This window comes from Neobacillus niacini, from assembly GCF_023715785.1.
GTDB lineage: Bacteria > Bacillota > Bacilli > Bacillales > Cytobacillaceae > Neobacillus > Neobacillus niacini_E.
The window spans coordinates 180,443-193,294 of the sequence record NZ_JAMBOX010000009.1 but is presented as its reverse complement, the minus strand read 5'-3'; the positions used below and the strand labels follow the sequence as shown (position 1 = coordinate 193,294).

13 protein-coding genes are annotated in these 12,852 nt (G+C 42.4%); all 13 read right to left on the bottom strand.

The window, feature by feature from the left end; all coding sequences use genetic code 11:
• Window positions 1-33: 33 nt before the first annotated feature.
• The 13 genes from M3234_RS17255 to M3234_RS17195 all read right to left on the bottom strand — a co-directional run bounded on the left by M3234_RS17255 (window position 34) and on the right by M3234_RS17195 (window position 12,804).
• Entirely contained in the window at window positions 34-732 is a 699-nt protein-coding gene (locus tag M3234_RS17255) for an anthrax toxin lethal factor-related metalloendopeptidase (protein ID WP_262305890.1), read from the bottom strand.
• Between the two features lie 130 nt (window positions 733-862).
• Window positions 863-1,441, bottom strand: a complete 579-nt coding sequence (locus M3234_RS17250; RefSeq protein WP_262305889.1) for a TerD family protein — start codon at window positions 1,439-1,441, stop codon at window positions 863-865.
• Window positions 1,442-1,464: 23 nt separating this feature from the next.
• On the bottom strand, window positions 1,465-2,076 hold the full coding sequence (locus M3234_RS17245; RefSeq protein ID WP_262305888.1) for a TerD family protein: 612 nt from the start codon (window positions 2,074-2,076) through the stop codon (window positions 1,465-1,467).
• Between the two features lie 25 nt (window positions 2,077-2,101).
• Entirely contained in the window at window positions 2,102-3,208 is a 1,107-nt protein-coding gene (locus tag M3234_RS17240; RefSeq protein ID WP_262305887.1) for a toxic anion resistance protein, read from the bottom strand.
• 3 nt (window positions 3,209-3,211) lie between these two features.
• A complete protein-coding gene (locus M3234_RS17235; RefSeq protein ID WP_262305886.1) occupies window positions 3,212-4,858 on the bottom strand; it encodes a YceG family protein in 1,647 nt (548 codons plus the stop codon).
• 454 nt (window positions 4,859-5,312) lie between these two features.
• Window positions 5,313-6,113, bottom strand: a complete 801-nt coding sequence (locus M3234_RS17230) for an HAD family hydrolase (RefSeq protein WP_262305885.1) — start codon at window positions 6,111-6,113, stop codon at window positions 5,313-5,315.
• Window positions 6,110-7,231, bottom strand: a complete 1,122-nt coding sequence (locus tag M3234_RS17225) for a cysteine protease StiP family protein (RefSeq protein WP_262305884.1) — start codon at window positions 7,229-7,231, stop codon at window positions 6,110-6,112. The genes M3234_RS17230 and M3234_RS17225 overlap by 4 nt, the downstream gene beginning before the upstream one ends.
• Window positions 7,232-7,244: 13 nt before the next feature.
• Window positions 7,245-8,588 carry a phosphoribosyltransferase family protein gene (locus tag M3234_RS17220; protein ID WP_262305883.1) on the bottom strand — a complete coding sequence of 448 codons (1,344 nt, stop codon included), beginning with the start codon at window positions 8,586-8,588 and terminating at the stop codon, window positions 7,245-7,247.
• Window positions 8,530-9,726 (bottom strand): HpcH/HpaI aldolase/citrate lyase family protein, encoded by a 1,197-nt coding sequence (locus tag M3234_RS17215; protein ID WP_262305882.1) that lies wholly within the window; start codon window positions 9,724-9,726, stop codon window positions 8,530-8,532. Before M3234_RS17215 ends, M3234_RS17220 begins: the two co-directional genes overlap by 59 nt.
• Window positions 9,727-9,793: 67 nt before the next feature.
• Window positions 9,794-10,576 (bottom strand): TerC family protein, encoded by a 783-nt coding sequence (locus M3234_RS17210; protein WP_262305881.1) that lies wholly within the window; start codon window positions 10,574-10,576, stop codon window positions 9,794-9,796.
• Between the two features lie 79 nt (window positions 10,577-10,655).
• On the bottom strand, window positions 10,656-11,237 hold the full coding sequence (locus M3234_RS17205) for a TerD family protein (RefSeq protein ID WP_262305880.1): 582 nt from the start codon (window positions 11,235-11,237) through the stop codon (window positions 10,656-10,658).
• Between the two features lie 94 nt (window positions 11,238-11,331).
• Window positions 11,332-11,925: a YpjP family protein gene (locus M3234_RS17200; protein ID WP_262305879.1), complete on the bottom strand. Its 594-nt coding sequence runs from the start codon at window positions 11,923-11,925 to the stop codon at window positions 11,332-11,334.
• Window positions 11,926-12,030: 105 nt separating this feature from the next.
• A complete protein-coding gene (locus M3234_RS17195; protein WP_262305878.1) occupies window positions 12,031-12,804 on the bottom strand; it encodes a class I SAM-dependent methyltransferase in 774 nt (257 codons plus the stop codon).
• Window positions 12,805-12,852 lie beyond the last annotated feature (48 nt).

Genomic DNA, 12,852 nt, shown 5'->3' with positions numbered 1-12,852 from the left:
CTCTATCTTCCATTCATATTATCCTATTTTAAGTTACTCAAGGCTCTTTATCAATTCAAAAGTTAGCGGAGCTTTGACATGTAATAGATTCCTAGTTTCTTGGGATAAATAATACATTGCAAAAGCTTCCGCAAAATATTCCTCCGGATAAAGAAAATAGCTGTTCCCAGGGAACAATTGATGATGTTCTTTTTCCCAGATTTCGTGGAATAACTGTTTTTCACTGATATTATCATATATATAATGGTCAATTGAGTGCGCCATTTCATGCAATTCCAGGTTGATGGTGCCGTGTCCCCTACCTTTTTCACTTGCGCCGATTTTGACTAATACGACCTTCCCACCGCCGATGCCGGGGACGTCATCCCAGGTAGCGTTATTTTGATAGCCTCTGGGGGTTATTCCTTTTAAATGACTGGCGGTTCGATTATCGGTGAGCTTGCCGGTAAACATCTTTAGGGTGATTCCTTGATCATGTATTTTAGCCAAAAGGGAATCTGGCAATTTACTGATTCTATTAATAATCCCAGCTGCCTCGTTTTGATTAAAGGCTTGTTTGGGCAGGATGACTATTTGCTTCACGCTAGTGGATATGTTGTTGTTAATCGTATGGGAAAGCCGCGAACTTTTTGGAAAGTCAGCAAGCCTGATACCATCAATGGATGCTTGTGAAGTGGTAATCGAAATTAGGGACAAGCTGAGAATCAAAAATGCGATAAACCATTTACGCATGCTATCCCCCCATAAAAAAGTATATTAATAGAATTATAGCATGGTAAAACAATCGAGGGATTTGTATATAACAGGAAAGTCTGGATATCATTACAAAAGCCGCCTAGAAAGGCGGCTTCTCTAATCAATCCTAAACTTGCAATCCAAAATTGCGGCATAGGGCGGCAAGTCCACCGGCGAACCCGCTGCCAACGGCATTGAACTTCCAATCGCCGTTATGGCGGTAAAGCTCGCAAATCACTACCGCGGTTTCAACAGAAAAGTCCTCACCAAGGTCAAACCTTAAAATCTCTCGTCCAGTTTCTTCATCGACAACCCGGACAAACGCATTGCTGACTTGGCCAAAATTTTGGTTCCTTGCCTCTGCATCATGGATTGTCACGGTGATCGCAATCCGATGGATATGTGATGGAACTTTGCTGAAATCAATTTTGATTTGTTCATCGTCTCCGTCACCTTCACCGGTACGGTTATCTCCGGTATGCTCAACCGCACCTGAAGGATCCTTCAAATTATTATAAAAAACGAAATCCAAATCGTTTACTACCTGACTATTGGCATCGGTCAAGAATGCCGAAGCATCCAGGTCAAAGTCGAAACCGCCATGATACCGGTTTGTGTCCCAGCCCAGCCCGACGATTGCTTTGGTTAGACCTGGGTTTGTTTTCGTTAAATCAATTCTTTGCCCTTTTGATAAGTTAATCCCCATTCGTATCACCTCATACTAATCGATTAGCTATAAGAACGAACTACTTCACTTAAGCCTGACGCATTGTTCCCAGTTCCAATTGCCGCAAACTTCCATTCATTGTTGTGGCGATAAAGCTCTCCAGTAATTAAACATGTTTTTCCACTGTAGTCATCCGATAAATTATAATGAATTAATTCCTGATGATTGCTTGGATTTACCACCCTGATAAAGGCATTACGAATCATGCCGAAATGCTGCTTGCGCTTAACGCAATCATAAATATTTACGACGAAAACAAGCTTTTGAATATTAGCAGGGACCCTATTTAAATCAATGATAATTTGCTCGTCGTCACCATCGCCATCACCGGTCAAGTTATCACCTGTGTGCTGGACACTTCCGTCGGCACTTCGTAAATTGCCAAAATAAATGACATCTTTATTATTTTGCAGGCGGTCATTTGCTCCCAGCATGATGACCGAGGCATCACAGTCGATATTGGCCCCGCCGCCGCCGCCAAACAGAGAACCGAAGAAACCACCGCCGCCTGAGCTTTGAACAGGATCCCAACCTAAGCCTACCACAATTTTTGAAAGTCCTGGATTTCCTTTTGTCAGATCAACACGCTGGCCTTTTGTCAGATTAATTGCCATTATTCTTCACCTCATCAAAATAATATTAGTATTGCTGTTTAAGTTGCTTAAAGTTTTCCTGAAGCTGTTCCAAACGCCTTGTACCTTCTTGGCGCAGGCGTTTGTTTTCATCTTCGATTGCCTTTGTTTCCTGCATGCCTTTGATGATGATATTCCATGATTCTTCGATTGTTTCAATTTTAATGCTTGGCCCGCCGGCGAGTCTGGCGATATCCGCACTTTGCTGTGAAATATTTTGCGCATTTCTGAGCAGCATTTCATTGGTACGGCGGTCGAGCTCGCTCATCGAATCGGCCACAAGCTTTTGCCTTTTGGCGGCAACAGCCTGAATCAAGCCATTTTTAAAAATAGGGATGGTCGTCACAAAGGCGGAATTGATTTTCCCAATCAGCTTCGTGTTTCCTCGCTGCAGCATTCTGATTTGTGGTGCTGTTTGCAACGAGACCATTTTCGCCATTTCCAAATCGTAAATCCGTTGCTCCAATAACTCAATCGCATTGCGCAGCGAATCGAGCTGCATTGAAGCGAGCTGGTCGCCAGAAGCGGCTTTTGCTTCTAGTTGCGGGAGTTGGTTATTTTTCAAATCCTCTACCTTCAATTCCCCGGCAACTACGTATTTTTCAAGGGTTAGGTAGTACTGATAGTTTTGCTCATACATGGACTCCAGGATATTGGTGGAATCGACCATTTCCTGCCGGTATTTGGAAATCTCCACATAGACCTTGTCGATTTCCCCACCCATTGTTTGATATTTGCCAAACAGCTTTTCAACCATTTTCTCGCCTTTTTTAAACAGCTTGCTGAACAGGCCGCCTGATGACTTTTGAAAGTCCTTTGGATCAAATTTATCCATAATTTTTCCAAGCTGCTTTAAAAGCTCCCCGGAATCCTCTACCTTGGTTGAACGCATATTCCCGAGGATTTGATCGGAAAACCTGGAGATTTGCTCTGCCGGTTCCTTCCCAAACTCTAAAACCTGAATTTGATCCCGTTCATCAATTGACCGGGCCAGATTTTGAATTTCCGGTTCCTTTCTTAATGCAAACTTAATGTCAGATACTTTTGTTTCTGTCAGCAAGTCTTCCGCAGGCTGAGGCGTTAAACCACTGGATGAATTTGGTGATAAGTTCACTGGTTAATCTCCCCTTAAATTTTTTAAGATTCCTTGAAAAAGCCCTTTTTTAAAAATGGACACGGAAGGTTCCTTATATTCCAAATCAAAGACTACATCCTCAAGCCAATGAATATCAAATAATTGCTCATGTAAATAATTTTCAATATCGTTATGGCCGGTCGGATTGTACACAATAAGATCAATCCCAAACTGATTCAGCAGGAGCAGCAGCGCTGCATCCGATCTCGTAAGCATGCCCGTTTTTTCATTGTTAAAAATAATTAGCTTTGGCACCTGCTGTGAATAATCGAATTTCTCCAATAACTGAATCACTTTCTTCGGCATAAATATGGCCTGGGTAAATAAATAAATCTTTACCTCTTCCATGGTCTCCATCGGCAACGGCTTTAAACCCGGTTTGTCACAAATGGCCCTGACCGCATTGGCAATCCCTTTTTGCAGGCCCGACGGTAAAAACGAATAGGGCCAATAGTGTGCCGACAGGACTTTGTCAGGATTAATTAATCCGTCTTTACCCAGCGCATTCCGATAATGGAATCGGAAGTCACTGTTGCTTGGTATGGTAAATGGAAGCTGTCGGACCAATAAACTTTCCTCTTGCTCGTCAAGTGAATGCAGGCGTTCCCAATATTCCTTGCGATTTCTGCTGACGCCCTGGATTTTGGCAAACACGGATGGAATTTTGACCTGTCCGTTACCCACTGCAAAATCAGGACGAATCATCGCAATTTCTTTCGAGATGATAAACAATTCATCATAGGTTGTTTTTAATGTAATCGAAGAAGGGGTATAATCCCTTAACTGCCAAGGTTTATAGAGGCCTGAACCCTCCTGGTTTAAGATTGTTTCAATTTCTTTGGAGGCCCGGTATGCAACCGTTGTTTTCCTGCTCCGCTTCTCTTTTGGGAACGATTCGGGCGGAAGCAATTTCGGATATTGATGAACGAATGCCCCGTCTACCACCATCCCGGCCAAAATATCCTTACCCTCAGGATGAAAAATAACGATGTCACAGCCAAGATTAATTAAATAAAATAAAAAGTACTGGTGGCTTCTTTTAAAGTCGCCATACCATAAAAATTTGGGCATCTCCCGCTCTGGGTCGGCAATATCAAGCAGTGGCTGCAAATGGTTGATCGACCACTTGATTAAATCAACAAGAATCCGCCTTAATTCTTGATTTTTTAAGCCGCCGTTTTCCTGGCTCGAGTATAGTTCAAGGGTTGCAATCATCGCTTCCCTAAGTTTGCGATGTAGAGCAGGAACTGGTGATTTTAGCAGCAGCTTTTCTCCTTCTAAAAAAGCGGTAAAGCGATTTACTGACAGATTCTGCTCCTGGTTTATATTCAATACCCTTTGAATTGATTGAAACAATGCATTTTCAATCGATTTATCGAGCGTATCCGCACTTAATAAATGGAGCTTCCATTGCTTCTCCGCAATATAATCAAATAACTGATTATAATATTCATCCGTGTCAATGGGAACTCCGAGGAATTCCGCAATTACTTGACTGATTTCAATTGTCCCCTTTTCTATTGAAAAGTCAGGCCGTTCCGGAAGCGGCTTTTGCAGCATTCCAAGCCAATTTTCATAAGAGAGGGACCTTAACGGGCGGATGTTTAATTGATTTAATGATGGATTCATTTCATAATCCCCCCTACTAAAGCAAAACATGGATTCAAAGATAGCAGATTATGTAAGGTTCCTTATCATCATATCATAGTTGGCTTAATGGTTCATTTGTTTATACGAGTCCAGCAAAAAAATGTTTCACATTAAGCTGAATTTTCACCATTTTCACCTTTATTCTTGTCCCTACATAGTATTGAGTACTGATAATAAAGTAGGTGACCAATTTGCGTTTTTTATATAAACGTCCCCGAAGCGATGCGATACAGGAAGAACTGGATACATTAATGGAGGTCATGGCTTCCGAGATGTTTATTTATCTTGATTTATTTGTATTCAGTTTGATTTTTACCCTTTTTCTTTCCCCTGTCCTAAAATCACTGGCCTTGTCTTGTCTTTTCCTTACAGCCTGTTTCAGCTTATTTTCATGCATTTATTATTTTCTGGTCAGTCGGTTCTTCGGAAAGGATTAGCTTTTTAGACATACTAGATTTAGAAATTGCTTTAGAATTTCTTCACTGGCTGCTGCTCCGCTGCTTTTCGTGAGGATAAAGTCCTTACCTTCCGATAGGTTGGCAAGCTCGCCATGGTTGGGGACAAATCGATGTTGGCAGTGCTGCAAAAAGTCCCAATCGAGAATAGAATCCCCCGCTCCAGCAATCATTTTCATGCCTTCGCGATTGCTAATAAACTCAAGTGCCATGCCCTTGCTGACCGCTTTCGGGATAAAGTACAACTTCCTGCCTTGCAGGGACATTCTCCAGCCTGAACGGAATACTAATTCCTGAAGGTAAGTCCTGTCATTAACAAGTGGCAGAGATTCCAAAATATAATAGAAAAAATACCCTCCGGCCTGCTTTAATTGGCCGGTTATCTGGATTTCATTCCTTTCCAGAATCGACAGTAATTCTTCTTGTGAGACAGATTCCCGCTTCATTTTTTCGGCAATCAGCTCCGTCCAATCATTCAGTTGTTCCCCCTTGTATAAAATCACGGCACCATTGGCAGTAATCGCGTAGGGGAAACATTCCCTATCTTCAAATATAACAAACCGGTTGAACTGCTCAGTGATCCTCGTGGTAACAGGGATAAATAAACCGCTTTGAGCTACCTCTCGTAATGCATTGTAAGCACCCTCTGGCATATACGACACCCAGCGGCCATCTTTTTGTTCCACCGGTTTAAGTCTTATTGTCTCATTTTCGCCTAACTCAAGGATTGCCCGTTCTGAATAGACAATCGTCCTGTCAAGGTCAGATGCAAATATCATGACTGATTCCCCTTGACTGATTTAATAATGCCGCAGCAAAGATAGGTAAGGTCCGGATAATCGACTACCTCTACCCCTTTTTCTTTTGCAAGCATAAGAATGTGCTGAACATATGGACTTGACGAGTCTCGCATTAAAATTTTCCAAGGAACTCTTCTCAGCAAAACCCGGGTGGTTTCGCCTACACCTGGTTTAATGAAATTCGAATGATCAATTGCAAATCGAGCTTGAATTCGCTTCACATCTTCCATTCCGGTAAATCCAGCTGTCAGCTGCTCGTAATTTTTTTGCAACGCAATTTCTTCTGCCTTTTTGAAGATGGAGGGAAATTCATTCGCAATGATGTCGATAAAATCATTCGAGACATCTTCATCAATCAGATGCCGGTAAAACTTGGCGCCGTGGAAATCATCACTATTTATATATGCCTTATTTAAAACAGTTCGGCTTACAAGGCCCGAAACAGTTGAATTTAAGCAGGCACTAGGTATCAAAAAGTCTTCTCTCGTTCCAAACAGGGTTGTGCAGCGGCCCGGGTCGGCGATGACTGCCAGAGTATCATCCAGATTTCCCCCATGTTTTCGTTGATAATCTCGACACGCCTTGGTTAACTCCAGCGAAATGGCCCCTTTTCCTGTCCAGCCGTCAATAAACTGGATGTTTCCGTCCGGGTGCTCACTTTTAATATAATGAATGGCATTTTCGTCAATTCCCCTGTCACGAATAATAGAAATACTATAATGTGGCAGGGAAACCCCATATTTCATCGTTAAATACCGCTTAATCAGAATGCCCACCGGCGTGCCAGCTCGGGCAAGTGACACAAGAACCGTGTCTTTCCCCTTTATATGATAAATTTGCTCAGCGACAACTCCGATCGATGCCGCCACTTTTTGTTTATATTGATGCAAGGTTTTCCAAAACAAATCAATGTATTCTGCAGGAGGCTGATATTCAATTGGCAGCGTCTCGCTGTAATGGCCCCCGGATTGCATTTGGAGCTCTCGATTGGCGGCGGAATCCTCCAGATTGACCTCGCTTAAATCCTTTAGCAGAAATAGTACATCCTGTTCTTGATAGGTTCCGATTTTTGCAGGTTTGTTCCTTGTTTGCCGCATGTGTTCTCACCTTTCAATTCGAAAAAAAGACAAGCTTTACCGAATTCAATTGTAATTTTTTCAATTCATTTAACATTAGCTCTAGAGCGTCAGCCTCTGGTTCTCTCTCAAAAAACAAAAATATCTCATCATAGCAGCCTGGCGGGATATTATAAACATTATGGGATATTTGCAAGTCTTCCGGATTCGGAAAGCTAATCCCGTAGCGCGCTCCATAGTCTTCTCGATTTTCAACATAAATTGGACTTCTCGTCGTTGATTGATAGAATACCCCGCTCCCCATGGCAGCGGCAATTTTCATTGGCAGATACATAAACTCCCCAGTCCCAAGACAAAGGGTTCTATCTCCGGACCTTCTTGATTTTAATAGATTGGCTGCTTCCCATGCCTGTTGATGGAGCGATTTATTTTCGCTGCTGTTTAAACCAAATCTTCCGGTTTCTTTTATAAAAGGCACTTGATTCAATGGATTTTCCGAAATAAAAGACGTTGTATGAAATAGGGGTGATAGGGATATGGCTTCGACATTCAGCTCCCCTTGTTCATTGGTATCATTTGTCTCGGAATGGTCCTTGATTTCTTTTAGCTGCTTGATGTGAACATTTCCCGCTAATAAACTGACAGTATGTATCGTGATTCCGAGTTCTTCTTCAAGCCGTGAAAATTCTTGGCGATTGGCATTGGAACGCCAATCCAGAATGGAAACAACCGTGTAGTCCGTCCTAGGAAAGCTTGCATGAATCGATTGGATGATATTAAGCGCCGTTTTCCCCGTTGTCATTTCATCATCTACCAAAATAATCTCCCGATCATTTTGAATCATTTCTAATGGTATATAACATCGATGGGAGGTGGCATGTGAATGCTCTTCCTCAAAGGTAACCTCAGGTGCATGGGAATCAATTTCCTCCCGGGTGGTATGGAAAAAGTCCGCCTGATGAAAGCAATCGAAAAAAGCGTGGCCCAGAGCCGTTGCCGTTTCGGCAAAGCCAATCACGACCGGATTGATTACCCCAGGAATAAACGGGCCAACCTGATCTGGCTCGTCCTGCAAAAAGGAATGGATCAGCCTTTCCCTTTCTGTTGCTCCTCCCCCCTTTACCGACTCCAAATATCGTGCGGCTAACAAAGCTGCAGTCAGGAGTCCTTTATTAGGGTGAATCGGCAGATGTTTGCCAAGCACTTTGCTGACAAACAAAAATGAGCGCTTTTTATTTATTCTCGCCGCCATTGTAAATAAATCCTCCATTGGCAGCCCGTACGGATTCTCCAAAACTTCCATCTCCGCCTCAATCGCGTCAAGAATACGAAACGTAGACTTCTTTTTTAATAAGGTCAATGTTTGTGAATTCTTCATGTAACACCCCGAAAAGCTTTGATTTAAAAATCGTTTTTTGTGCCCAATAATAATGGGGCTTAATTTCGTTCATTTTATTGGCAAAATCGCTTTTAACGACCCCGATATTCCCAGTTGCTGCGTTTACGATATTGATGGCATCAATATATTCCTCATAGGAAACAACATTTAGGGCCTGAACCACTTTAATATGTGAAGGATGAATAATTGTCTTTCCCGTAATGCCATTAGCAATATCCAGCATCGTTTCCTCGATTAACCCATCGAGGTGGTCATCAATCAGTTTTCTGCGCCATTTAATGCCTTCATCCCCATAGCGTTCCCGAAATGGAGTTGCCCTGAGTTGCGGCTTTAACACCCTGTCTTTGGCGGAAAAATACTCCCAGACCGGACCCGATACGACATAGGGGCTTTCATGTCTCCCAAAAACATTGATAATATCAGAAATACAGTCTCTTAAAACGGCAATATCGTAAACGGTTGTATCGGCACTGCGGCGAATTCCATACAAGCCGCTAAAATCGGTGGCCCCTATGCGGATATTAAGGATATGATCCCTAGAGCAGTCGGCTATTTTTTTGATGCCCAACAATTCTTCCATTCTCGTTTCCTTATGGATGATTTTGGGAGATTCAAGTATCGGCATCGCATAGAAAGGATGCTGTTCGGTATGTATTTGCTGCACCTGTTTCAGAATTTCCGCGCCGCTTTCAGATGAAAACTTGGGAATTACCACTCCGGTGAGGAGTTTGGATGCTTCTCCCATCCGGTCTATCAATCTGGCAAACTGCTCAAGGCTGCGAATTCTTATAAACATCAGCGGCAAATCGGCCGTTGTAATAAACCCCTTATCATGCTCGACAAACAATTTTAACAGCTCATCAACGAGCAAGCCTTCCGCATGTGGCACCTGATGGTCACCGACAGCGTCCTCAAGGTCGATAACAAGTGAGGTTAATCCGGCATGCTTCTTTGACAGAATTTCTTGATGGATATTCGGGCGGGTTGCCGGCATATAGAGGGTTGCGCCCAAACCGAAAGCCAAAAGCTCCCGTTCGGTATATTTCGTGAACTCTTGCGGTTTTTGATAGAAAAACTGTTCAATCTCATCTTCATGAAAATATGTAAAAAACCTCATTTTTCGAACCCCTCAGTCAGGTAAAAAATAAGGGAGACAACTCGCGTCAGCCCCCTTTTTAGCTAGATTATGATTGTTGTCCTTTGCCGGCTTCCTTCTTTTTGTTCATAAAGTGAACGACAAACGTTACCGCAAAGGTAATTAATAAGATGATAAAGAAGGTAGTATGCTCTACATGAATTCCGATTTGAGGGATAGCAAGAAGCATTTTCAGAGCAATTAAGAGAATTAATATATAGGCAGTTGTTTCAAGCTCCGGTACACGGTCAATTAGCTTCAAAAACACACCTGCAATTCCCCGCATCATTAAGACACCGAGCATTCCCCCTAATAATAGTACCCAGACTTGTTCACTTACACCAAAGGCAGCCAGGACGCTGTCAACGGAAAAAGCAATATCCATTAACTCAACCGCTGCAACCGTTCCCCAGAAGGTACCAAATAACCTGATAAGCAATCCACCTTTATTGATTCCGTGTTCTTCCTCATCTTCCGCTTGTGATTCGTTACGTTTATCGATAAAGTACTTAATGGACAGCCAAGCAAGATACCCTGCTCCTATTAGCTTGACCCACCAAAGCTTAATGAGGAAAACACCGACGCCAATCGCGATAAAACGAAATATATATGCACCTAATAATCCATAAAATAATGCCTTTTTCCGCTGTTTTTCCGGCAAATGCTTAACCATAACCGCCAGAACCAAGGCGTTGTCGGCTGAAAGCAGCCCTTCAAGAATAACAAGCGTACCAATAAGTCCCCAAGAAACCGGGTCTGTTAATACCTCACCCCACATTTCCCAATTAAAAAATTGTGCATACGTATCAATAATTCCCTGTAAAACCGACATTAAAAAAATTCCTCCTGGATGTATCACGAATTTTTGTAAAAAGACCCAGCGAGCGCTGGGTCTCTTGAATTATCTACTATTATCCAACCTGCAAACCGAAGTCTGTAGCGAGTGCCGCCAAACCGCCTTGGTAGCCGCTGCCGATGGCACTGAATTTCCATTCGCCATTATGACGATACAATTCTCCAACAACGATTGCTGTCTCAATGGAGAAATCTTCCCCTAAGTCATAACGAATCAGTTCTTCCCCGGATGCATCATTGAAAATACGGGCATAAGCGTTAGACACCTGTCCGAAATTCTGATTTCTGCTAGCCGCATCATGAATCGTAATCGTAAATGCGATGCGCTGGATATTGGCAGGAACTGCTGACAAGTCAATCTTTACTTGCTCGTCATCTCCATCACCGGCACCAGTACGGTTGTCTCCAGTATGTACGACAGAGCCATTTCCACCCTGAGGATTGTTGTAGAAAACAAAATCTGTTTCACTTGTAACTTTTCCATTTTCGCCTAATAAGAACACTGAAGCATCTAGGTCAAAGTCATGACCGCCGTCATATTTATTTGTGTCCCAGCCAAGACCGACAACTACCTTAGTCAATCCTGGATTTGTTTTTGTTAAATCAACTTTTTGTCCTTTTGATAAACTTATTGCCATGTTCATTCCTCCTAATTTGGTAATAGTCTATTTACGAGTTTTTCATAAAAAGGTTTCACAAATAAAAGATTTTTTTATTTGGTGATTATTGGCATCAACTCATCCAGTTTGGCGGAGTATTTTTATCCCAATAAATTGACCCGAGATCATGGTGGGATTGAAACTCATCATGATAGGTATGATAATGGAAATTAAACCAGTATCCTGCTTGTGGCGGATTGTCGCGTCTTACATGGAATCGTAAAATATCTTTCCCTGTTAATCGGTTTTTTATATGAAAAATTTTCTCAGAAACGCCAGCGCCGGGAAATTCTGTTATGGCCAAATTTTTCAGGTCATTCTCCGGGAAAAGGGCTGCAGTTTCTGCAATCGCCATTTCTATTTTTGGCAAGATTACATCCCTAAATTCGTTTTCAATCACCGGCTTTATTTTACTGCCAAACTTTTGATAGGATTGGAGTTCTGCGGAAGTGATCATTTCCCTTACAAACTCTTCTCTATCAAACTCTGATTCTTCTAAGTATTCATGGACCTGCGTGAAGCCGTTCTCAGACGATGGAACTTCAAGGACATCACGTTCAGCCGGCCCTTCGGCATTAACAGCATTTAAGAGCTGGGTAGGAGTTACCAGTCCAAACGTTAAAACTGAAATTAAAACAAACAGTGACTTACGCGCCCAACTTTTCACTCACAGCTCACCTCACTTCGACCGACTTTATATTTTAACGCCTATACAAAATGTATTATACTCCTTTTTTTGTAAAATTGGAAAATACAGTTTCCAATTTTCCTGCTATTTTTCAATAAAACCAAAATGAAATTTGGCATTTTTTCTGACTGATACCTTAAATCCGAATTTTTCAAAACGGTCGCTTTTATAATGGTCCTTTAAGACAACCCGTGATTTCGTGACCCTTAAGGCCTCCATAATCAGCGCATCGTCAAATTCATCGTTAATGGCAAATTTCGTTAAGCCCCTGATTCCAAAAGATTCTCGAATATTTTCATCAAACATCGGGTCAAAGTATACGCAGTCGTACGAGGCATCAGGCAGGCTTTTTAAAAATTGAAATGCCGGAGCGCGAACAACCTCAATCCGCTCCCTCGCCTCCTTCATTTCGGAAAAACCAGGGTCCCATGTGCACAGGCCTTCTTGGACAATATAAGCCACATATTTTTGCCCTTCAATTCCTATAACTTGTCCACTCTTCCCGGTTAAAAAGCTGGCCACAATGGCATCGCCGGCCAGTCCAAGGGTACAGTCGAGGATTTTTTTCCCTTTTGACAGCTGCGCTGCTTGTGCAAAAGGGTCATGTTCCCCTCGCAATAGCCGCTTTATGCGGAACATGGCAGAGTTGGGATGAAAGAAAAATGGTTCTGTCTCGCCTTTTTTATATAATTCCAGCCGCTCTTTTCCAACTACTAGACAATCGCTGTCGCAATCATGCTGCAGCAGATGAATTGATTTTTTTCTTCTAGGAACATACATGACATCAAGGGCATCCGCTATTCCTTTTGCTTTATCAATCATGTATTGATTGGTGCGTCCTCCGGTTGTCACAAACATCGTATCAATCCATTCCTATTTGCCAAAAAAGGACGACTGATCATCGTC

Excerpts from the sequence above, each read along its gene's own strand:
- M3234_RS17255 (WP_262305890.1), bottom strand. The coding sequence starts at position 732 with ATGCGTAAATGGTTTATCGCATTTTTGATTCTCAGCTTGTCCCTAATT.
- M3234_RS17250 (WP_262305889.1), bottom strand. The coding sequence starts at position 1,441 with ATGGGGATTAACTTATCAAAAGGGCAAAGAATTGATTTAACGAAAACA.
- M3234_RS17245 (WP_262305888.1), bottom strand. The coding sequence starts at position 2,076 with ATGGCAATTAATCTGACAAAAGGCCAGCGTGTTGATCTGACAAAAGGA.
- M3234_RS17235 (WP_262305886.1), bottom strand. The coding sequence starts at position 4,858 with ATGAATCCATCATTAAATCAATTAAACATCCGCCCGTTAAGGTCCCTC.
- M3234_RS17230 (WP_262305885.1), bottom strand. The coding sequence starts at position 6,113 with ATGATATTTGCATCTGACCTTGACAGGACGATTGTCTATTCAGAACGG.
- M3234_RS17225 (WP_262305884.1), bottom strand. The coding sequence starts at position 7,231 with ATGCGGCAAACAAGGAACAAACCTGCAAAAATCGGAACCTATCAAGAA.
- M3234_RS17220 (WP_262305883.1), bottom strand. The coding sequence starts at position 8,588 with ATGAAGAATTCACAAACATTGACCTTATTAAAAAAGAAGTCTACGTTT.
- M3234_RS17215 (WP_262305882.1), bottom strand. The coding sequence starts at position 9,726 with ATGAGGTTTTTTACATATTTTCATGAAGATGAGATTGAACAGTTTTTC.
- M3234_RS17210 (WP_262305881.1), bottom strand. The coding sequence starts at position 10,576 with ATGTCGGTTTTACAGGGAATTATTGATACGTATGCACAATTTTTTAAT.
- M3234_RS17205 (WP_262305880.1), bottom strand. The coding sequence starts at position 11,237 with ATGGCAATAAGTTTATCAAAAGGACAAAAAGTTGATTTAACAAAAACA.
- M3234_RS17195 (WP_262305878.1), bottom strand. The coding sequence starts at position 12,804 with ATGTTTGTGACAACCGGAGGACGCACCAATCAATACATGATTGATAAA.